This is a genomic window from Flavobacterium aquidurense (assembly GCF_002217195.1).
Classification (GTDB): domain Bacteria; phylum Bacteroidota; class Bacteroidia; order Flavobacteriales; family Flavobacteriaceae; genus Flavobacterium; species Flavobacterium frigidimaris.
This window is the reverse complement of the sequence record NZ_MUGR01000009.1, coordinates 59,538-82,191: the sequence shown is the minus strand read 5'-3', so window position 1 is coordinate 82,191 and position 22,654 is coordinate 59,538. Positions and strand designations below refer to the sequence as shown.

At 36.2% G+C, this 22,654-nt stretch carries 9 protein-coding genes; 8 read left to right on the top strand and 1 reads right to left on the bottom strand.

Annotated elements, in window-relative coordinates:
- Positions 1–177 precede the first annotated feature (177 nt).
- The 8 genes from B0A67_RS05785 to B0A67_RS05750 all read left to right on the top strand — a co-directional run bounded on the left by B0A67_RS05785 (position 178) and on the right by B0A67_RS05750 (position 22,086).
- Positions 178–2,733 (top strand): adenosylcobalamin-dependent ribonucleoside-diphosphate reductase, encoded by a 2,556-nt coding sequence (locus tag B0A67_RS05785; protein WP_072962152.1) that lies wholly within the window; start codon positions 178–180, stop codon positions 2,731–2,733.
- A gap of 284 nt (positions 2,734–3,017) precedes the next feature.
- Complete coding sequence (locus B0A67_RS05780; RefSeq protein ID WP_072962149.1) at positions 3,018–7,085, top strand: two-component regulator propeller domain-containing protein; 4,068 nt, start codon at positions 3,018–3,020, stop codon at positions 7,083–7,085.
- Between the two features lie 805 nt (positions 7,086–7,890).
- Entirely contained in the window at positions 7,891–10,314 is a 2,424-nt protein-coding gene (locus B0A67_RS05775) for a sugar-binding domain-containing protein (RefSeq protein ID WP_084074584.1), read from the top strand.
- Positions 10,315–10,408: 94 nt separating this feature from the next.
- Positions 10,409–13,480 carry a SusC/RagA family TonB-linked outer membrane protein gene (locus B0A67_RS05770; RefSeq protein WP_242670930.1) on the top strand — a complete coding sequence of 1,024 codons (3,072 nt, stop codon included), beginning with the start codon at positions 10,409–10,411 and terminating at the stop codon, positions 13,478–13,480.
- 11 nt (positions 13,481–13,491) lie between these two features.
- The gene (locus B0A67_RS05765; RefSeq protein WP_072962143.1) at positions 13,492–15,009 is read left to right on the top strand and encodes a RagB/SusD family nutrient uptake outer membrane protein; all 1,518 of its coding nucleotides are present in this window, start codon (positions 13,492–13,494) and stop codon (positions 15,007–15,009) included.
- A 255-nt stretch (positions 15,010–15,264) separates the two neighbouring features.
- On the top strand, positions 15,265–18,399 hold the full coding sequence (locus B0A67_RS05760) for a glycoside hydrolase family 2 TIM barrel-domain containing protein (protein ID WP_072962140.1): 3,135 nt from the start codon (positions 15,265–15,267) through the stop codon (positions 18,397–18,399).
- Between the two features lie 379 nt (positions 18,400–18,778).
- A complete protein-coding gene (locus B0A67_RS05755) occupies positions 18,779–20,149 on the top strand; it encodes a glycoside hydrolase family 27 protein (protein WP_072962137.1) in 1,371 nt (456 codons plus the stop codon).
- Positions 20,149–22,086: a family 43 glycosylhydrolase gene (locus B0A67_RS05750; protein ID WP_072962134.1), complete on the top strand. Its 1,938-nt coding sequence runs from the start codon at positions 20,149–20,151 to the stop codon at positions 22,084–22,086. The genes B0A67_RS05755 and B0A67_RS05750 overlap by 1 nt, the downstream gene beginning before the upstream one ends.
- A gap of 70 nt (positions 22,087–22,156) precedes the next feature.
- On the opposite strand, the gene B0A67_RS05745 is transcribed toward B0A67_RS05750, so the two are convergent.
- On the bottom strand, positions 22,157–22,489 hold the full coding sequence (locus B0A67_RS05745) for a YegP family protein (protein ID WP_072962131.1): 333 nt from the start codon (positions 22,487–22,489) through the stop codon (positions 22,157–22,159).
- Positions 22,490–22,654: the final 165 nt, after the last annotated feature.

Genomic DNA, 22,654 nt, shown 5'->3' with positions numbered 1-22,654 from the left:
TTAATGTTTAAAATATAATGTATTTATTTGTTAACTTTTGTGTGTTTGTAAATTTTTAATCTATTTGTTTTCAGTTCATTAGATGTTTATTTTTGTAAACTTTTTACATTTCATTTTTTTTAGAGTTTATTTGGTTCTAAATTTACCACTCATAAAAACTACAAAAAGACCCTAGCCATGGATACATTATTAGCTACAGATAATACAACAACAATTTATACTCAGGATGAAGCGATTCAGGCCTCTTTAGAATATTTTAAAGGAGACAGTCTAGCGGCAACAGTTTGGGTAAGCAAGTACGCTCTTAAAGATTCTCAGGGTAATATTTTCGAAAAATCACCTGATGATATGCACCGTCGTATTGCGTCAGAAATTGTGCGAATCGAAAATAAATATGCAGATCCGTTTACTGAAGAAGAAGTTTTTGATCTGATCAAAGATTTTAAATACCTGGTGCCACAGGGAAGCCCGATGACAGGTATTGGAAATCCGTTTCAGGTGGCCTCATTGTCCAATTGTTTTGTGATAGGCAATGACAATTCAGATTCCTATGGCGGAATCATGAAAACAGATCAGGAACAAGTCCAGCTGATGAAAAGAAGAGGAGGAGTAGGACATGATTTGTCGCACATTCGTCCAAAAGGTTCGCCGGTTAAAAATTCGGCATTGACCTCTACAGGATTGGTACCCTTTATGGAACGTTATTCCAATTCGACACGCGAAGTGGCTCAGGATGGCCGTCGTGGCGCCCTTATGCTTTCAGTATCTGTAAATCATCCTGATGCCGCCGATTTTATTGATGCTAAAATGGAACAGGGAAAAGTTACCGGAGCCAATGTTTCTGTACGAATTGATGATTTGTTTATGAAGGCAGTAAAAGAAGATGCTTTATACGAGCAAAAATACCCCATATTTAGTGATACCCCATTATATTCTAAAGAAATTAAAGCAAAAGAACTTTGGAACAAAATTATTCATAATGCCTGGAAATCAGCAGAACCCGGAATTTTATTCTGGGATACCATTATAAATGAATCATTGCCGGATTGTTATGCTGATTTAGGATATAAAACCTTATCGACAAATCCGTGTGGCGAAATCCCGCTTTGTGCTTATGATTCCTGTCGTTTGCTGGCTATAAACCTGTTTTCGTATGTCAATGATCCGTTTACCAAAAAAGCTTCTTTTGACTTTGAACTTTTCAAAAAACACGTTGTGGCAGCCCAAAGAATAATGGATGATATTATTGATCTTGAACTCGAGAAAATTGATGCCATTTTAGAAAAAATCAATCAGGATCCGGAAAGCGAAGAAGTAAAATTAGTCGAGAAAAATCTTTGGTTAAACATCAAACATAAAGCAAATGAAGGACGACGTACCGGAATCGGGATTACTGCCGAAGGTGATATGCTTGCAGCATTAGGTTTGCGTTACGGAAGTGAGAAAGGCGTTTTGTTTGCTGAAAAGATACAGAAGACCCTTGCGATAGAAGCCTATCGTGGATCTGTAAATTTGGCGAAACAACGCGGGATGTTTGGGATTTATGATACTCAGAGAGAAAAAAATAATCCGTTCTTACTGAGGTTAAAAGAGGCTGACAGTGAATTGTACGATCAAATGCAAAAATACGGACGCCGAAATATTGCTTTATTGACAATCGCACCAACCGGAACAACAAGTTTAATGACCCAGACAACATCCGGTATAGAGCCTGTTTTTCTGCCGGTTTACAAACGAAGAAGAAAAGTAAATCCAAATGATAAAGACGCGCGCATTGATTTTGTCGATGAAATTGGAGACAGCTGGGAAGAATATGTAGTATTTCATCACCGATTCAAAGAGTGGATGCTGGTTAATGGATATGACACTTCAAAAAATTACAGTCAGGAAGAAATAGATGTATTGGTACAAAAATCACCTTATTATAAAGCGACAAGTAATGATATCGATTGGCTGAGCAAAGTAAGAATGCAGGGTAAAATCCAGAAATGGGTCGATCACTCGATTTCAGTTACGATAAATGTACCCAATGAAACACCGGAAGAAATGGTGAATAAATTGTATATGGAAGCATGGGAAGCCGGATGTAAAGGTGTTACCGTTTATCGTGATGGTTCACGCTCGGGAGTTTTGATTGCCAATACAGAAAAGAAAGAAGAAATTGCAGCAACCCAAACGAGTATTTTTCCTACCAAACGTCCTCAGGTTTTAGAGGCTGATGTCGTTCGTTTTCAGAACAGTAAAGACAAATGGATCGCTTTTATCGGAGTATTGGAAGGAAGACCCTATGAAATTTTTACAGGTCTAGTAGACGATGAAGATGGTATCCTTATTCCGCGTTGGGTATCAGAGGGACTTATTATCAAGAATAAAAACGAAGACGGGAATACCCGTTACGATTTTCAATACAAAAACACCAGAGGTTATAAAACCACTATCGAAGGGCTTTCGCATAAGTTTAATCCGGAATATTGGAATTATGCCAAACTGATATCAAGCACATTAAGACACGGAATGCCAATTGATAAAGTAGTCGAGCTGATTGGCAGTCTACAATTAGACAGCGAGTCAATAAATACCTGGAAAAATGGTGTATCGCGAGCCCTGAAACGTTATATCGTTGACGGAACTGAAGCGCGGGGACAAAAATGCAGCAATTGTAATTCGGATAATCTTATTTATCAGGAAGGCTGTCTTACCTGCAGCGATTGTGGATCGTCGAAATGCGGGTAATATTAATTTAGAATTTTAAAAGAAAAAACTGCTAAGGAAATCGAAATTTCATTAGCAGTTTTTTTATTGTCAGCAGAGAAAAATTAAATAAGAATTTTTGCTTAAAAATGTAGTCCTTTCGTAAAAGTATTACTTTTTAGTTATTGGTTGAAAGTAAAGATTTAAAATAAAAACACATAAAATTATAAATAAATGTATTTTTTGTTTTGTTATTTATGTTAATAATCTATAAAATTAGTTTATAATTGTGTTTTCTAAACAAAGTTTAAAAAACGCATTTTATCTTGAAAAATTTTGTTCTACATCTGATACTTTTATTAGGTTTTGCTGCCATTGGTTATTCCCAGGATTATCCAATTAAATTTCTTAATATGTCCAATGGTTTATCTAATAATTCGGTAAACTCAGTGTTTCAGGATAGCGACGGTTATATGTGGTTTGGCACCTATGACGGGCTAAATCGATATGACGGATATGATTTTAAGGTTTTCCGAAACAGGCCTAATGATAAAAAATCATTGTTGTTTAATACGATTTCGAATATCGAAGGAGATTCAAAAAAAAATATCTGGGTTGGAGGTTCTAACGGAGTCTGTATTTATAATAAAACCAATGCTACATTTCATCCGGTTCAATATGTTGTGCCCGGTAGTAAACCAAAAGTTTTAAAAGATATTATTCGTCAGATACGAGCCGTTTCTAGTGACAGAATATTGGTTGGTTCACAAAACTTAGGCCTGATTGTTTTTGAAAACGGCTTGTTTACAGGTAAGAGTGTACCTCTGGAAGGATTCAAAAGTAATGTGGTCAGCTATAATTATGATGCGGCAGTTCTTGAAGATGCCGTTGTAAATGGGTTTTGCTGGGTGTATGTACGAAATGTCGGGATTGGCAAATACAGTTATGATTCGAAAAAACTAAAGGTTGTGTTTCCTTTATCAATTGGGGTTAAATGTATGAAGCTTTCTTCAGATGGGGATCTTTGGCTGGGAACAGATGAAGGTTTTTATTTGTTTGATACTAAATCCGGATTGCTTTCAGATAATTATTTTTTAGATAAATGTGCCGTTACCCATATTTTTATAGATAAAAAAAGGGAACTGTGGTTAAGTACAGATGGCTGTGGTATTTATAAAGTTGCCGGAAAGGATAAAAAAGCCACAGCATATAATTCTACAAGAGATAATGAGCTTCTAAAAAGCAATTCGATCATGAGTTTGTATGAAGATGTAGCCGGAAACAAATGGATTGGTACTTTACGTGGAGGCATTAGCATGATAGGGAGTAATCTTAATTACTTTAAGCATATTAAATATATGGCAGCGAATGATCCTGCAGAAAATTTTATTTTGTCATTTTGTGAAGATGAAAAGAAAAATATATGGATTGGTACTGATGGAGCAGGTCTGAAGTATTGGGATAGAAAAAATAACAAGTATACCCTTTATAGCAGTACTGCGAATACAGCCAATAAAATTTCTAACAACTTTATTACAAGTATCATCAGAGATGCCAATAATGAAATTTGGCTGTCGACCTGGGCGGGAGGTGTCAATCGCATTAATCCGGCAAATAACACCATAAAGTATTTTTCGTGTTATAATCCCGTTACAAAGCAAACAGAGAAAAATATATGGTTTGTTTATAAGGATTCTCAGGGAGATATATGGGCGAGTGCTACTAATGAAGGTTTCTTGTACCTTTTTGACAGAACTAAAAATGCTTTTGTGCTCTTTGATAAAGCAATCGATAATTTACAATGTCTTACACAGACCAGTGATGGTAAACTTTGGGGAGGCAATTATACCTCATTGTTCGTTATAGAAAAAAAGACCGGGAAATATAGTAAGATGAATATCGGAATTCCTATTAGGTGTGTCTTGGAGGATAAAAATAAAAACCTGTGGCTGGGAACCCAGGAAGGAGGATTGTTATTGTTTGACCGCAAAATAAATACATATAAAAGATTTACTACTAATGACGGTTTGCCTTCCAATACAATTTTAAGATTACTCGAAGATAAACAAGGCAATTTATGGATGAGTACCTATAATGGTGTTTGTAAATTTGATTACAAAAGAAAAATATTCAGGAATTATTCTGTAAGTGACGGGCTGCAGAGCAATCAGTTTAGTTTTAATGCGGGATTGAAATTGTCTACTGGAGAATTTCTCTTTGGAGGAATAAACGGATTTAATATTTTCTTTCCTGAAGCTATTAAAGATTCTGATCAGAAAAACAATCTGCTGCTGACAAATCTTTATATCAACAATCAGCCTGTCGAAGAAAATAAAAATGAACTCATTACACAATGGGATTCAGGTAAAATCAAAAAGATAAAATTACCTTACGATCAAACCACTTTATCAATAGAGTTTGTAGCATTGGATTATAATAATGCCGACAAAATCAAATATGCTTACTATTTGGATGGCTGGGACAACCGATGGAATTATACAGGGCAAACCCGAAAAGCAAATTATTCGAGATTGCCGGAAGGAAAATATAATTTTAAAGTAAAAACCACCAATTTTAAAGGCGGCTGGAATAAAGAAGAAACCCTGATTACGGTTGTTGTTCTCCCGCCCTGGTACAGAACCTGGTGGGCTTACACCTTATATTTACTGGCAGGTGTAGGAATTGTTTTTGCGTATATAAGGTACAATAAAAACAAGGAAGAGCTAAAATACAAAGTGAAAATTGCCGAACTGGAAAGCAAAAAAGAGAAAGAAATAGCAGAGAAACAGTCTTCGATGTTTACCTACATCTCACACGAATTTCGTACGCCGCTTTCGCTGATTATAAATCCGTTAAAAAAAGCAGTTCAGAAAGAAAGTGTTCAGAATGGTTCTTCGGGAAGTGATTTGGCAATAGCGCACCGAAATGCCCGAAGACTTTTGAGTCTGGTAGATCAGTTGTTGCTTTTTCGTAAAGCAGAAAACGATGCAGATTCGCTCAGGCTTTCTACTATTAATGTCAACAACCTTTGCAATGAAGTATATCAGTGTTTTGTCAATCAGGCAAAAGATAAAAACATCAACTACGTTTTTAATATTCCTGATTATGATATTGAAATTATAGGAGATTATGAAAAAATTGAAATTTCGTTATTTAATTTAATGTCAAATGCCTTTAAATATACGCCAGCTGGAGGAGAGATTCATCTTAGACTTGCTGAAAATGAAAGGGAAGTTGAACTCGAAATATCGGATACCGGTGGCGGAATAGAGAAAAAGGATATTGATGTGATATTCGAAAAATTCAGGCAAATCAATTCTAAAGTATCGGTAGGAACAGGGTTTGGAATCGGACTTTATATTGTGAAATATTTTGTAGACAAACACAAAGGAACTGTAAGCTGCAGTAGTGAGCCTGGAAAAGGAAGTACTTTTAAATTGACATTTTTAAAAGGGAATAATCATTTTGGAGATATTGAAATTACCAAAGTGGCTCCAAAAAGAAGCCAATTGTTTAATGAACTTATAATGGACGAAATGGAGGAGAATAATGTAGTCTCTAATGCTGTTTCAGAAACTGATTTTCAGAAAATAATGCTGACAGACAAACGAACTGTTCTCATTATTGATGATAATGCAGAAATAAGAGCGTATCTGATTAAATTATTTTCGGAAACCTATATTGTTTATAGTGCAGAGAATGGTGATGAAGGTCTGAAATTGACAAAGAAACACATGCCTGATTTAGTAATAAGTGATATTGCTATGGAGGAAATGGATGGTCTTGAATTGTGCCGAAAAATAAAAGAAAATAGCGCTTTGTCTCATATTCCGGTAATATTATTAACAGCATCAAAGAATCCAGAAACCCATCTTCAGGGAATAAGTGACGGAGCAGACGATTATATTACAAAACCATTTGATGACGATATGCTTGTGGCGCGGGTAGAATCGCTCTTAAGGAACAGGAGTAATTTACGTAAATACTTTTTGGACAGTATAACCCTTAAAGAAAACACTCAGAAAGTTCCTGTTGAATATCAGGAAATACTAAAAAAATGTATTGATATAGTAGAATCAAACATTCATAAAAGAGATTTTACAATAAAAAACTTCGCTCTGGAGATGGGGATGAGCCATAGAACGTTATATACTAAAATTAAAATTATCTCAGGGCAGACTTTAAATGCTTTTATTCGTTCAGTCCGGATTCGAAGAGCCGCGATGTTAATGTTGACCGAAGATATTAACATTACTCAGGCAAGTGCAGAGGTGGGTTTTGAGGATCCAAAGTACTTTAGGCAGCAATTTGTAAAACTTTTTGGTATGACCCCATCGGAGTATATTAAAAAGTATAAGAGTTCTTTTAACGCTGATACAAATGTTATTAAATAACGCAATTGGTTCTTTTAATTTAGGCAAATAGAGATCAATGTTTCTTGTGTAATAGAATTTTAATGAATTACAGTCGGCGGATTAGAATTGTTTTTTATCAGTATGTCCAATCGTGTTTTTTATTGGTCTCCTTAAATAAAAACTGCAGGTTAAGAAATAATGGGTTTTAAATCTGATTGTTTTTTGGCCTGCAGTTTTTATGTATTGTTTGATTTTTATTTCAACAGCTATTCTTTTCGGCTTTTATGTAGGTGAAATTCGTGTTGGTCACCTGACTTTTAATCACGCTAATTATTTTATGTGTTAATTTGACAATTATTCTTTGTTTAAAAAATTAATACTATTTTTATGTACTATGTAATTTTATGGATTAAAAATAGATGAATTGCGAATTTGACCTCCTTTTTTTTCCAATTTACCCCTCTTGAAACCTTCTGACTACACTTTACTTTGCACTTATAGTTATACTGATAAGGTACTATAACAGTTATCTAAGAATATTGGTTATCAGGTAAGTTAAAATTGCAAAAAGCGAAAAAAATGCAGGTATCAGAGAACGCTAAAAGGGCGTTTCGCTTCTTAGTTTACTCCCTTATATAAGATAACATTACAGATAGAAAGAAGTAAAAGAATATAAAAAGAGCATAATGAACAAAACGCTTAGCTGCATAGATTCCTCTTAAACAGATTGACATTTTCGACAGGTGTAATAGAACTCAAATATTGGAATGTCAGCCGGAATAAAATTGAGGCGAAGAGTTTAGAACCTGAAACAAAAAAATAATAACAATAAAAAGTATTACTAGTGTTTACCAAAAAAATCATATTACCCATTCTTATTTTATCCTGTATGTCTGGTTTTGGTCAGATATCATTTGGAGATTCAAAAAAAATCAATGACAACTGGAAATTCAAACTTGAAGATGTTTCAGATGCAAAAAATGCAACTTATGACCACAGCAAATGGCAAACGGTTGATGTACCTCATGACTGGAGCGTAAAAGGACAATTGAGTCCAACATTGGCAAGTTGCACAGGTTATTTACCTGGCGGAATTGCGTGGTATAGAAAATCCATTACTATTCCGCAAAGTAAAACAGGCGAAAAAGTCTATTTCTATTTTGAAGGAGTGTACAACAGAAGCGAAGTTTTTATCAACGGACATTCTTTAGGAAGACGCCCAAATGGATATATTTCTTTTGCTTATGATGCAACGCCGTTTATAAAATATGGTGCAGAAAATATCATTTCAGTACGCGTTGATCACAGCCAAAGTGCCGATTCAAGATGGTATACCGGTTCAGGGATTTATCGTAATGTATGGGTTGTTTATGCCAATCCCATTCACATTGCACAATGGGGCGTTTATGCTTATCCGGAAGTAAAAAACGCAAAGGGAACCTTGAAAATTGAGGTTGATCTTGAAAATGGTTCTGCTGTAAAATCGACTTTGACGGTAATTAACGAACTGATTTCAAAAGATGGAAAATCAGTAGCAAATTCTTCTGATAAAATTGAAGTTGCAGCAAATAAAACTGCTAAAATCTCAACTAAATTAATGATTAAAAATCCGAAGTTATGGGACTTAGAAAATCCAAATCTGTATGAGCTTCGAACAACGGTTTTAAAAGAGGGTAAAAAAATAGATGAAACTATTACCAAAACAGGTTTTAGAACTTTTACATTCGATGCTAATAATGGTTTTGCATTAAATGGAAAATCGATGAAAATGAAAGGTGTTTGTCTGCATCACGATGCGGGAGTTTTAGGCTCAGCAGTGCCTGGTGAAGTTTGGGAAACCAGATTAAAAACTCTTAAAGAAATTGGTGTAAATGCCATTCGTACAAGTCACAATCCGCAGGCTCCGGTTTTTTATGAGTTATGTGATCAATTGGGATTATTGGTTTTAAATGAAGCTTACGACGAATGGGAATTCCCAAAACGCAAATGGCTGGAAGGCTGGAATTACGGAACTCCGGGATTCGAAGGTTCGTTTGATATTTTTGCCGATTACGGCGAGAAAGATCTCGAAGATTTTGTTCGTCGTGACAGAAATCATCTTTCGGTTTTTGCCTGGAGTATTGGCAATGAAGTAGATTACCCTAATGATCCCTATTCTCACCCGGTTCTTGACAAAGGAAAAGATGGTTTTGGGCAAGCCGCTTACGGAGGTTACAAAAAAGATGCGCCAGATGCGATGCGCCTTGGAGTTATTGCAAAACGTCTGGTGGCTGCAGTAAAAAAATACGACAAGTCCCGCCCAACGACTGCTGGTTTAGCAGGTGTTGCAATGTCAAATGAAACCCAATATCCGGGAGCTTTAGATATTACAGGTTATAATTATACCGAAAGTAAATACAAATCGGATCATGAAAAATATCCAAACAGAGTCATCTACGGAAGTGAGAATGTTCATGATATGGAGCCTTGGCTGGCGGTAAAAAACAACAAATATATTTTTGGACAATTCCTTTGGACAGGTATTGATTATTTAGGCGAATCAGGAAGGTGGCCCTCAAGAGGATTTTATTCAGGATTGGTTGATTTTGCCGGAGTTATAAAACCAAGAGGCTATTTCCGTCAGTCATTATGGTCAGATAAACCAATGGCTTACATTGGAACGTATCGGTTGAAAAATGAAAAAGACGTATCTAAAGATGCCTGGGCAATCTGGAATTATCAAGAAGGCGAAAAAATTCGTGTGGTTTGTTATACCAATGCAGCAAAAGCACGCCTGGAATTAAACGGAAAAGTCGTTGGCGAAACCAAATTATACGATGAAAAAACAGGAATTATGTATTGGGATATTCCTTTTGTATCGGGAAAACTGGAAGTTATTGGTTTAGACAAAGAAGATGTAGCCGTAAGTAGTTACACTGTTGCCACAACGCAACAGCCTGTTGAATTAACGATTGCAGATAAAAATATCACGATTGCAAAAGAGAAAGGAGTTGCGAAAATAATGGTTCAGATAAAAGATCAAAATGGTCTGCCGGTAATGCTTTCAGACAATGAAGTGACTTGCACGATAAGCGGTCCAGGAACTTTATTAGGACTCGAAGCAGGAAATAACAGCGACATGACAGATTATACAGATAATGTTCAGCGCGTATTTCACGGTCATATTGCAGCTTATATTCAGTCCGCCGGAATATCATCTGAACCCATAAAAGTAACCTTTACAAGTCAGTGGCTGAAACCCGTTGAAGTTACAGTTAACGTAAAATAAGTGTTGTACAGGCTTGATTTATAATACGTGTGATTTTAATTAGAACTACTTGAAAATAAATATTAACCAAAACCAATTTTAAAACTATGAATTTATGAAAAAAGAGAATGTTAACCCAATGAAAAATTTAAGATCTTTCATTACATCTAAACTGGCACTGTCTGTTTTTGCTTTGATTTCATGCATTAGTATGCAAGCTCAAAATGCCATTACAGGAACAGTTCAGGACACTAAAACAGCTCAAAAAATCCCCGGCGTTACAGTAACTGTCAAAGGAACTACTAATGGAACTGTTACAGATTTTGATGGAACTTTTAAGTTAAATGTAGCCAATCCAAATGCCATATTAGTTTTCTCCTACATTGGATATAGCAGTGTTGAAGAAGCAATAAAAGGAAGAAATGTTATTAATGCTTCGCTAAGTGAAGAAAGTAATGCATTAAATGAAGTTGTTATAATAGGATACGGTACCGTGAAGAAAAGTAGTACTACTGGTGCTATAAGCAGTTTGAAAGCAAAACAGCTTGATGCTCAAAGTAATACTAACCTGGGTAGTGCTATTCAGGGTAAGGTTGCCGGAGTTTCTGTAGAATCGGCGGGAGGAAGCCCCGGCGCCGGTACCAGAATTCAGATAAGAGGAGCAGGTTCATTAAACAATAACACCCCTTTGATTTTGGTAGATGATATCCAGGTGGCGTCCATGAACAGCATAAGTCCAAATGATATTGAATCAATCGAAGTTTTAAAAGATGCCGCTGCCGCTGCCATCTACGGTTCCAGAGCAGCAAATGGTGTTGTTATTATTACAACTAAGAGCGGTAAAAAGGGAGATATCAAGGTTTCTTTAGATGTATTTGGAGGTTATGCTACTGTAGCCAAACAATTAAGTTTACTGAACCAGGAACAATGGTCAAAAGTAAGCAATGCGGCCTATGCGGCGGCAGGAAAAGATCCGTTGCCTATTTCACTTAATCCTGAAGTTGGAGGAGCCGGAGTAAATTATCAGGATGCCATTTTTAAAGCTGCACCTATTCAAAATTACTCTTTAGGTTTTTCAGGAGGATCAGATAATTTAAAATACAATATGTCTTTAAATTACTTTAATCAGGAAGGGATAATCAAAGAAACGAATTACGACCGTTTTAATATCAGAGTAAAGTCTGATTATAAAAAAGGGATCTTTAAAATTGGAGAAACACTTTTATTAACCAAAGAAAAAAGAAAAGAGTTACCAGATGTACCCGGACAAGGTCGTAATGTTATGGGATCGGCAATTACCATGATTCCCGGTTTTGCTGTTTACAACGAAGATGCGGTAGGAGGTTACGGTGGAGCTTCCGGTCCTGTAACGGATATATTTAACCCAATAGCGGCATTGAATCTTCTTGATGTAACAAGTGATACCTATCAGGCCTTACTAAATACATATGTAGAGGCTAACTTTTTTGATGGCTTTAAATACAAATTGAGTGTCGGGGCAACTGTTTCAGATTATGTAAAAGATAATTATACACCACGTTATGAGGTAGGTGGTTTCTTTAAAAATTTAGATAACGATTTAATTCATAAGGATGAATTTAATTTGTACACGCAGGTAGAAAACACCTTAAATTATACCAAAACTTTTGGCAAGCACTATGTAAATGCTTTGGCTGGATATACGGTATATAACAATACTTTCAAATCCGTTACAAGTTCAGTGAGCGGTATACCTGATGGTATCTATACGTTATCCGGAGCTGTTCAGCCCGCAGCAAGTGGTTTTAATACGAAAAATAATCTGGTTTCTTATTTAGGCCGTGTTATATACTCTTATGACAGTAAATATACATTGTCAGCTACCATAAGACGTGACGGGTCATCAAGATTTAGCCAAAACAACAAATGGGGTAATTTTCCTTCTGTTTCAGGAGCATGGAGCATTGGTAAAGAAAACTTTTTTACCAATCTAAAAACGCCAATATCCGATTTGAAATTACGTGCAAGTTACGGTGTATTAGGGAATCAGGAAATTGGGGATTATCAATACTTAGGATTGATTACTTCAGGGATCAGTTACGGAGCAGGAGAACCAAACACATTATGGAGTGGTAATATTCAGACAAATTATCCGGCAGTGGGTTTAAAATGGGAATCAACAGCAACATCAGATTTTGGTTTAGATCTGGATTTATGGAACGGTAAGCTGCAATATACATTTGACTATTTCAAAAAACAAACATCAGATTTACTTTTAAGAGTGCCAATTCCACTATCTGTCGGATCAAGTGATAATCCTTATACAAATGCCGGAAACGTAACCAATAAAGGATATGAAATGAGTTTAACGTACAATGAGAAACTGGGAGATTTTAACTTCAATATTACAGCGAATGTATCAAGTATCAAAAACAATGTAGATGAACTTAGTACAGGAAGTCAGGTAATCGAAGGAGGAAAAGGTTCCTTTCACGGTGCTCCGGTAACCTATAGTAAAGTCGGGTATCCAATTTATTCGTTTTTTCTGGTAGATTCTGATGGATTATTCAGATCTCAGGCAGAAATTGATTCTTATACGAAAGACGGAAAACTGATTCAGCCAAATGCACAAGTGGGAGATGTTAAATACATTGATTACAATGGCGATGGTGAAATCAACGGTGAAGACAGACAATACAAAGGAAGCGCTTTCCCTAAGTTTGAGTACGGTTTGAGATTGCAGGCAGACTGGAAAGGGATTGACTTTACGCTGGCTTTGCAGGGAACTCAGGGAAATAAACTTTATAATGGAAATAAAACAGATCTTGAAACAGTAAGAGCCAATACCAACTATTCCAGTGCAACATTAGACTCTTATACGTTTAATCCAAATTCAGATTTCCCAAGATTAGATATTGACGACAAAAACAATAACGGAGCAGATTATTCTGATCGATTCCTGGAAGACGGTTCTTATCTTAGAATCAAAACGGTTCAACTTGGATATACAATTCCAAACAGCATTACAAAACAAGTATCTGTAGAGAGATGCAGAATATATTTTGCAGCAGACAACCTTTATACTTTTACAAAATACAAAGGGTATAACCCGGATGTGTCTGCTGATGCATTAGGAGGAAGAGGAGTTGATTATAAATCATATCCATTAAGCAAGACGATACTTTTTGGTTTGCAAATTAACTTTTAAATAGACAAAAAATGAAAAAGAAATCAATTATATTTTATCTAATCTCTGGCTTTGTGTTATTAAGTTCATGCGATAATAACCTTGAATTAGAAAACCCGAGTCAACTAACCACTACTTCTTACTGGAAAACTCCTGAAGATCTAGAGGCTGGATTAGCAACAGTTTACAATACTCTGGTAGACAATAATAATGCAGGTTATTGGGAAATTCAGGCCATGCAGCTCAAAGAAAACAGAACAGAAAATTTTGTTGCCAGAAATGATGTGCAGGATCGTTATGCCGTTTCTATGTATAAAAATGATGCAGGTACCAATCTGACCGGAGATATCTTTAAAGCACTTTATATCGGAATTTTTCGCGCCAATCAGGTAATTTCTTACGGGCCAAAAATTAAAAATATGGATGAAATTAAAAGAGAGCAATTATTAGCAGAAGCGACTTTTTTAAGAGGTTTGAATTATTTTAATTTGGTCAATGAGTATGGAAGTGTACCTATTACGACAGCGTTAGTAGAAACACAGGCTGATTATTTTAAATCAAAATCTACTGAAGCGGAAGTTTGGAATCAGGTTATAGCTGATTTCCAATTTGCTGCCAATAGCAAATTACCGGAAAACTATCCTGCTGCCCTTAAAGGAAGAGTGACAAAGAATGCAGCAATTGCATTTTTAGGAAAAACATATTTGTATATGAAAGACTGGGCAAAAGCCGAAGAGCAGTTGAATAAGTTAGTAAGTAACGAAGGCTCAAACGGATATGGACTTTTAGATAATTATGCTGAATTATTTGATGGTAAACATGAAAACAGCAAAGAGTCCGTTTTTGAAATTCAGTTTAGCAAAGTGGGTGGTTCGACCATTTGGGGAGGAACGCCGGCCGAGAGAACAAGAGCAACAACAATGGCTCAGGAATGCGCGCCGGGTGAAGTAGGCGGATGGAACGAATTATTGCCAACAAAGGTATTATTGAATGCATTAACACAGGAAAAGACTGTTGGTGGAGAATTTGATCCAAGAGCTTTGGCTACTTTGGCGTGGAATTATCCGGGGTGTATTTATTACAATTCAGATTTTGCAACAAAGTTTGGAACAAATGCGATATGGATTAGAAAAAATCAAAACTGGTGGAATAATGACGAAGGAGATTGGAAGAGTGAACTCAATGAATATGCCATGCGTTATGCAGATGTTCTTTTAATGCTGGCTGAGGCAAAAACGATGCAAGGTAAAGTAGCTGAGGCAATACCCTTAGTGAAAAGGATTAGAGACAGAGCAAAGCTAGCTGATATTTCTATGACAGGATGGAGCAAAGACCAAATGATGACAGAGATTATGCACCAAAGAAATGTTGAGTTTGCCCGCGAAGGACTGCACTTTTTTGATTTAAGAAGATGGGGAACTTTAGAAACAGTAATCAAAACAAGTCAGGTAGGAGGTTACCAGCTTTTTACCACTAAAAACTCATATTATCCAATTCCGCAAAGCGAATTGAATAATAATCCAAATATGACTCAAAACGCACCGTGGTAAGTGTTTCTTATTAGTTAATTTGTTAGGTTTTTTTAAGTGTTTGGCAAATGATTGATTTAATGGTTATCAGTCATTTGTCATCACTTATGATTTTTTACGGGGGATAGTTTACCCCCTGTTTGCTTATCAATCAAGTGAATACAAAAATAGCGTCTAATTACTATTGAAATTTATTTATAAAAACAAAGTGATGTTGTTTCATATAGATGGTTTGATGGAAATAAATTTTATGATGCATAATAGAATACATTTTATATGAAAAAAAACACAATTTTACTTTATATCGCTGTGATCACATCATTAGTTGTCAATGCGCAGGAAAAGACAGCAAATAATGATTGGGAAAATCCAGCCGTATTTCAGATTAATCGCGAACCTGCACGGGCAGCATTCTTACCCTATGCAGACGAATCTTCTGCTATTGCAGATGATTATACTCGTTCTCCCTGGTTCTTAACACTAGACGGAAAATGGAAATTTAACTGGGCGCCTACACCTGACGAAAGACCAAAAGATTTCTTTAAAACTGATTTTAATACCTTAAACTGGAAAGAAATTTCAGTCCCTTCAAATTGGGAATTAGTGGGATACGGAATTCCTATTTACACCAATATTATCTACCCATTTGCTAAAAATCCACCTTTTATTGCTCACACAGATAATCCTGTGGGATCCTACAAACGCACTTTTGAGTTGCCGGAAAACTGGAACCAACGCCGTATTTATCTTCATTTTGAAGCAGGAACTTCGGCAATGTATATTTGGATCAATGGGGAAAAAGTGGGATATAGTGAAAACACTAAAAGTCCAACAGAGTTTGATATAACAAAATACGTTAAACCCGGTAAAAATCAGGTTGCAGTTGAAGTGTATCGCTGGAGCGATGGTTCGTATTTAGAAGATCAGGATTTTTGGCGTTTATCAGGCATAGATCGCGATGTTTATCTTTATAGTACGGCAAACACTCGTATTGCAGATTTTTTTGCGCGTCCGGATCTTGACGCTTCCTATAAAAACGGAAGTCTGTCTGTAGATGTTAAACTAAAGAATATGAATGCTGTTTCAAAAAACAACCAAACCGTTGAGGCAAAATTAGTAGATGCGTCAGGCAGAGAAGTTTTTAAAAGAACAATAAAAATAAATATAGGAGCTAATTCTGAAGCAACCGCCACTTTTACACAAAAGGTCACTTCACCTAAATTGTGGAACAACGAAACACCAAATTTATATACTTTACTATTGACCTTAAAGGATGAAAATGGAAAGTTTATTGAAACGGTTTCGACACCAATTGGCTTTAGAAAAGTAGAATTAAAGAACGGACAATTATTAGTGAACGGTATTCGAATTATGGTACATGGTGTGAATATCCATGAACATAATCCTAAAACGGGCCATTATCAGGATAAAGAAACGATGATGAAAGACATCAGGTTAATGAAGCAATTAAACATTAATGCGGTGCGCTGCAGTCATTATCCAAATAACTTGATGTGGGTAAAATTATGTAACAAATTTGGTTTATTTCTGGTAGACGAGGCCAACATAGAAAGTCACGATATGGGGGCAGAACTGCAAGGGCCATTTGATAAAACAAAACATCCTGCTTATCTTCCAGAGTGGAAAGCGGCGCATATGGATCGTATTTACAGCTTAGTGGAAAGAGATAAAAACCAGCCCTCCGTTATTCTTTGGTCCCTGGGTAATGAATGCGGCAACGGACCCGTTTTTCATGAAGCCTATAACTGGGTAAAAAATAGAGATAAAACGCGATTGGTACAATTTGAGCAGGCAGGAGAACAGGAGAATACTGATGTGGTTTGCCCAATGTATCCAAGTATTGATTATATGAAAGAATATGCCAGTCGAAAAGAAGTAAAACGCCCGTTTATTATGTGTGAATATGCCCATTCAATGGGAAATAGCAATGGTAATTTTCAGGAATATTGGGATATTATTCGCAGCAGCAATAACATGCAGGGAGGATTTATCTGGGATTGGGTAGATCAGGGATTGGAGATGACTGATGAAGCAGGACGAAAATACTGGGCCTATGGCGGCGATATGGGAAGTCAAAATTATACCAATGACGAGAACGGTTGCGATGACGGATTAGTCTGGCCGGATCGCACGCCTCATCCGGGCGCTTTTGAAGTAAAAAAAGTGTATCAGGACATTCTATTTACAGCGGCTGATTTGAAAAAAGGAATTATTGAAGTAGAAAATGGATTTGGTTATACAAACCTAGAAAAATATAATTTCAGGTATGAAGTCCTAAAAAACGGATTGGTTATAAAATCAGGTACTATTGCCATTAGTCTTGCACCGCAGTCTAAGAAAAAAGTCCAGCTTGAATTACCGAAACTAACAAGAGAAGACGGAGTTGAATATCTTTTGAATATTTATGCGTACACGAGTGAAGGTACGGAAGTTTTGCCTCAAAATTTTGAAGTAGCCCGCGAACAATTCTCAATTAGTGAGGGAAATTATTTTGCAAAATCTTCTGTTTCAGAGGCAAATCCTGTTCTAAAAGAAACTAAAGATGCCATTACCCTTAGCGCAGCAGGTGTCGAGGTGACCATCAACAAGAATACAGGTTTAATACAGCGATACAAATCAGATGATGAAGATTATTTCGATCAGATGCCAATTCCTAATTTTTGGCGCGCACCAACAGATAATGATTTTGGAAACAATATGCCGGTTTTAAGTAATGTATGGAGAGCCGCAGGAAAGACTGCTATTCTGAACACTATCGAAGTCAAAAAAGAGTCCGGTAAAACAATTGTTGTGGCAAATCTTTTCTTAAAAGATGTTACCTCCACTTATACAATTACTTACACGATGAATTCAGATGGAAGTTTGACGCTGATAAATTCATTCAAAGCTGGAAATAATCAATTGTCTGAAATGCCTCGTTTTGGAATGCTATTTTCTCTTAAAAAAGAGCTGGATAATTTTTCTTATTACGGAAGAGGGCCCTGGGAGAATTATCAGGATAGAAACACAGCCTCTTTCAAAGGAATTTACCAAAGTAAAGTAGCTGATCAATATGTCCCTTATATACGTCCTCAGGAAAATGGATATAAAACAGATGTTCGCTGGTTAACGCTAAGCAATAACTCAGGAAATGGTATAGAAATAGAAGGTTTGCAACCATTGGGAGTAAGCGCACTGCACAATTATCCTGAAGACTTTGATCCCGGCCTGACAAAAAAATACCGTCATTCAAGTGATATTACGCCTCGAAAAGAAGTTGTTGTCTGTATTGATTTAGCACAAAGAGGCCTTGGTGGTGATACCAGCTGGGGCGCTTTACCTCATGAGCAATATCAATTGAAGAACAAAGAATACAGTTATGGTTTTGTTATAAAACCTAAAAAGAAATAAAATGGATTTAAAAAGTATCATTGCTATAATAGGTAATGATTTAGATCATCATAATAACTAAGATAAACGAGGCAAATGCCTCGTTTTTTTATGAATAAAAATTCGTTTAAGCTTATTTTAATAAGGTACTATTAGTAGGTTTGAAAATCTTTTTTGTCTAAAATTTTCGTGCTGAATATTTCTATTTTCCTGTATTAACTATTTGATAAACCGTATTTATGGCACATACACAACTTGCCTGGTAAAACCAATTCGTAATTTTTTAAAGTATCAATTAACTTGTCTGTTGTTTTTTGTTTAATAGACAGAGTAATTGTTAATTATAAAGAAAAGTTTATTATATTTAACAAATGTAGTATTCACATTTATTTGTATTAAAATGAAAATAAAAAATACAATTGCGTTGGCAATAGTCATCGTTTTGGCATCGTTTTCTTCCAATGCTCAAAACAAAACTTTTAAAAACGAAGAGTTTAAACAATGGGCACAAACACCGCCAATGGGTTGGAATAGCTGGGATTGCTACGGTTCGACCGTCGAAGAACATGAAGTAAAAGCCAACGCCGATTATATGGTAAAAAACCTAAAAAAATTGGGTTGGCAATATATTGTGGTCGATATCAGATGGTTTGTAGAAAATGACAAAGCTGGAGGATACAATCAGAAAGATCCACGTTATGTAATGGATCAGTACGGAAGATATTTGCCGGCTTTAAATCGTTTTCCATCAGCCAAAGACGCACAGGGATTCAAACCTTTAGCAGATTATATTCACAAGAAAGGATTGAAATTCGGAATCCATATTATGCGTGGAATTCCTAAAAAAGCGGTTGAAGATAAATTGCCAATCAAAGGAGCAAGCGGAATCACAGCAGATCAAATCTATACGACAGCCTTGCAATGTGAATGGTTAAAAGACAATTATACTATCGTTGCCGATAAACCCGGAGCACAACAATATTACGATTCATTATTTGAATTGTATGCACAATGGGGCGTAGATTTCATCAAGATTGATGATTTATCAAGACCGTATCACGAAGGAGAAATTAACCTGATCAGAAATGCGATTGACAAATGCGGACGTAAAATTGTTCTGAGTACTTCGCCGGGTGAAACTCCTATCCAAGCCGCACCACATGTAACCACACATGCCAATATGTGGCGTATGGTTGATGACGTTTGGGATACCTGGCCGCACATTACACATTTGATGAATGTAGCTCAAAAATGGTACACCTACATTGCACCGGGAACATGGCCGGACTGTGATATGATTCCGTTAGGGCGTATCTCGTTAAGAGGAGAACGTGGTGAAGACAGAATGTCCCGTCTGACAAAAGACGAGCAATACACACTGATTACTTTTTTTAATATTTTTAAATCGCCTTTGTTCTTTGGCGGAGATTTACCCAGTAATGACGCTTTTACCTTATCATTATTAACCAATAAAGCGGTCGTAAAAATGCACAGCGAAAGTACTGCTGTCAAACAGCTTTTTCAGAAAGACGCAAAAATTGCCGTAACCTCAAAAAATCCTAAAGACGGTAGTGTCTATCTGGCGTTGTTTAATATCTCAGATACTGCAACAGAAAATATTTCGGTAAATTTTTCTGATCTTGGAATCTCAGGTTCAGTTCAGGTCTCCAATTTATGGACAGGGGAAAAATCAACTGTTGCGTCGGCAGCGATTTCAGCGACACTTAAACCCCACAGTTCAGTTTTGTATCAATTAAAAAGTAAAAAATAATGAGAAAAATACATTTTAATCTCGCATTCTTTTTAGTCCTTTTTAATTTAGTACAAGCTCAGAATCCTCCAAAAGGAACGCCACGGGTCATTGCCGATAAAGATTTCACGGCTTATTTGTTTGTTTACTTTACAGGAAATAAAGTCGAGGAAGAAGCAGTTCGTTACGCCGTTAGTACTGATGGTTATCATTATTATCACCTCAATAATAACCAGCCTGTTATTGACAGTAAAACGATCAGCTCAACAGGAGGTGTTCGTGATCCGCATATTTTGCGTGGTGATGATGGTAAAACATTTTATATGGTTTTAACCGATATGACTTCGTCAAAAGGATGGGACAGTAATCGCGCCATGATTTTACTAAAAAGTACAGATCTTGTAAAGTGGGAAAGTAGTGTGGTCAACATTCAAACGGCTTTTCCCGGAAATGAAAACCTGAAACGAGTTTGGGCACCGCAGACTATTTATGATGCTAAAGCAGCAAAGTACTTGGTTTACTTTAGTTTGCAATATGCTGGAGGTCCGGATAAAATATATTACGCTTATGCCAATAAAGATTTTACAGCCCTTGAAAGTGCTCCAAAATTGTTGTTTGTACCAAAATCGGAGAAAGCCTGCATCGACGGAGATATTATTGAGAAACAAGGTGTTTATCATCTTTTTTATAAAACCGAAACAGAGAAAGCAGGAATAAAAGTAGCGACGACAACGGATCTAACTTCCGGAAAATGGATTGAAAATGATGATTATCTGCAACAAACAAAAGATAAAGTTGAAGGTTCCAGTGTTTTCAAACTCAACAATTCGGATGAGTATATCCTGATGTACGATGTGTATACAAAAGGAAAATATCAGTTTACAAAAACGAAGGATCTTGAAAACTTCACCGTAATTGACAACGATATTGCAATGGATTTTAATCCGCGTCACGGAACTATCATGCCTATAACAAGATCTGAATTAAAAAGACTAACTGCTAAATGGGGAACGCCGGAGAAATTCCCGAAAATAAATAACAATCCGGTTCTGGAAGGATATTATGCAGATCCGGAAGTTTTATATTCCAACAAAACGAAGAAATATTACATCTACCCGACAAGTGATGGATTTGATGGCTGGTCGGGAAATTATTTCAAAGCTTTCTCATCGGATAATCTAACGGATTGGAAAGACGAAGGAATTATTCTGGATCTTAGAAAGGACGTGAGCTGGGCAAATCGAAATGCCTGGGCGCCTTGCATTATAGAGAAAAAAATAAAAGGAAAATACAAGTATTTCTATTATTTCACCGCAGCTCAAAAAATAGGAGTTGCTTCATCGGATAATCCAATCGGACCTTTTACTGACAGCGGGAAAGCTTTGATAGATACAAAACCTGAGGGTATAAAAGGAGGTCAGGAAATTGATCCGGATGTTTTTACAGATCCTGAAACCGGAAAAAGTTATTTGTATTGGGGCAATATGTACATGGCTGTAGCCGAATTGAATCCTGATATGCTTTCGATTAAAAAAGAAAGTACAAAACTCATAAAAGTAGATGCTACTTTTCGTGAAGGAACGTATGTAATGAACAGAAACGGGCAATACTATTTTTTATGGAGCCAGGATGATACAAGAAGCCCTAATTATAAAGTAAGATACGGAATTTCGAAATCGCCTTTGGGACCAATTGAGATTCCTGAAAATAATATTGTGATACAAGGAATCCCCAATGAGGGAATTTATGCAACAGGGCATAATTCAGTGTTGCAAATACCCAATAAAGATGAATGGTATATTGTTTACCACCGATTTTCATACCCAACAGGCATAAAAATGGGAGAGGCCGGAGGTTTTCATCGTGAAGTTTGCCTAGACAAACTGGAGTTTAATCAGGATGGGACAATTAAAGAGGTTGTTCCGACACATGCTGGGGTGAAGGCAATTAAAAAGTGATTTTGGGCAATAAAAGTAAGGGCTATTTCTATTGAAAGAAACAGCCCCTTTTTTATGTTATAAATGTAATTTAAACCGTTTGATCATCTATGGTTCCTTCCGGTGCATTTTTCTTAACAGATTCAATTCCATTTTCTCTTGCCGAAATACTTTCATACATTTCGCTTGAGCCAATAATTTGACCGTTGCTGGCTTTTAAATTAAAATACGGTTTTCCGTTTTTAGCTTCTTTTCTGTCAAAACGGCTATCATCCTGAGAATTGGTTTTTACAGATTCAATCCCGTTGGTACAAGCTGCTTTTGTAGTATAACCTTCGCTGGTTAAAATGGTTTGGCCATTACCAGCTTTCAAATTAAATTGGAATTCGCCATTGGTTCTTTTAGTAATTACAAATTTTCCCATGTAGTTTTTATTTTAGTTAAATAATATTTATTTTGCTACAGATAAAAATACAAAACTTCATCCTATAAATCATACAATTTAATAAAATAATTGATTGCTAATCAGGTAGAAGATGAGCAAAGTTGTTTTTAAATTACTTTCATATAAAAATTTGCAACACTATTT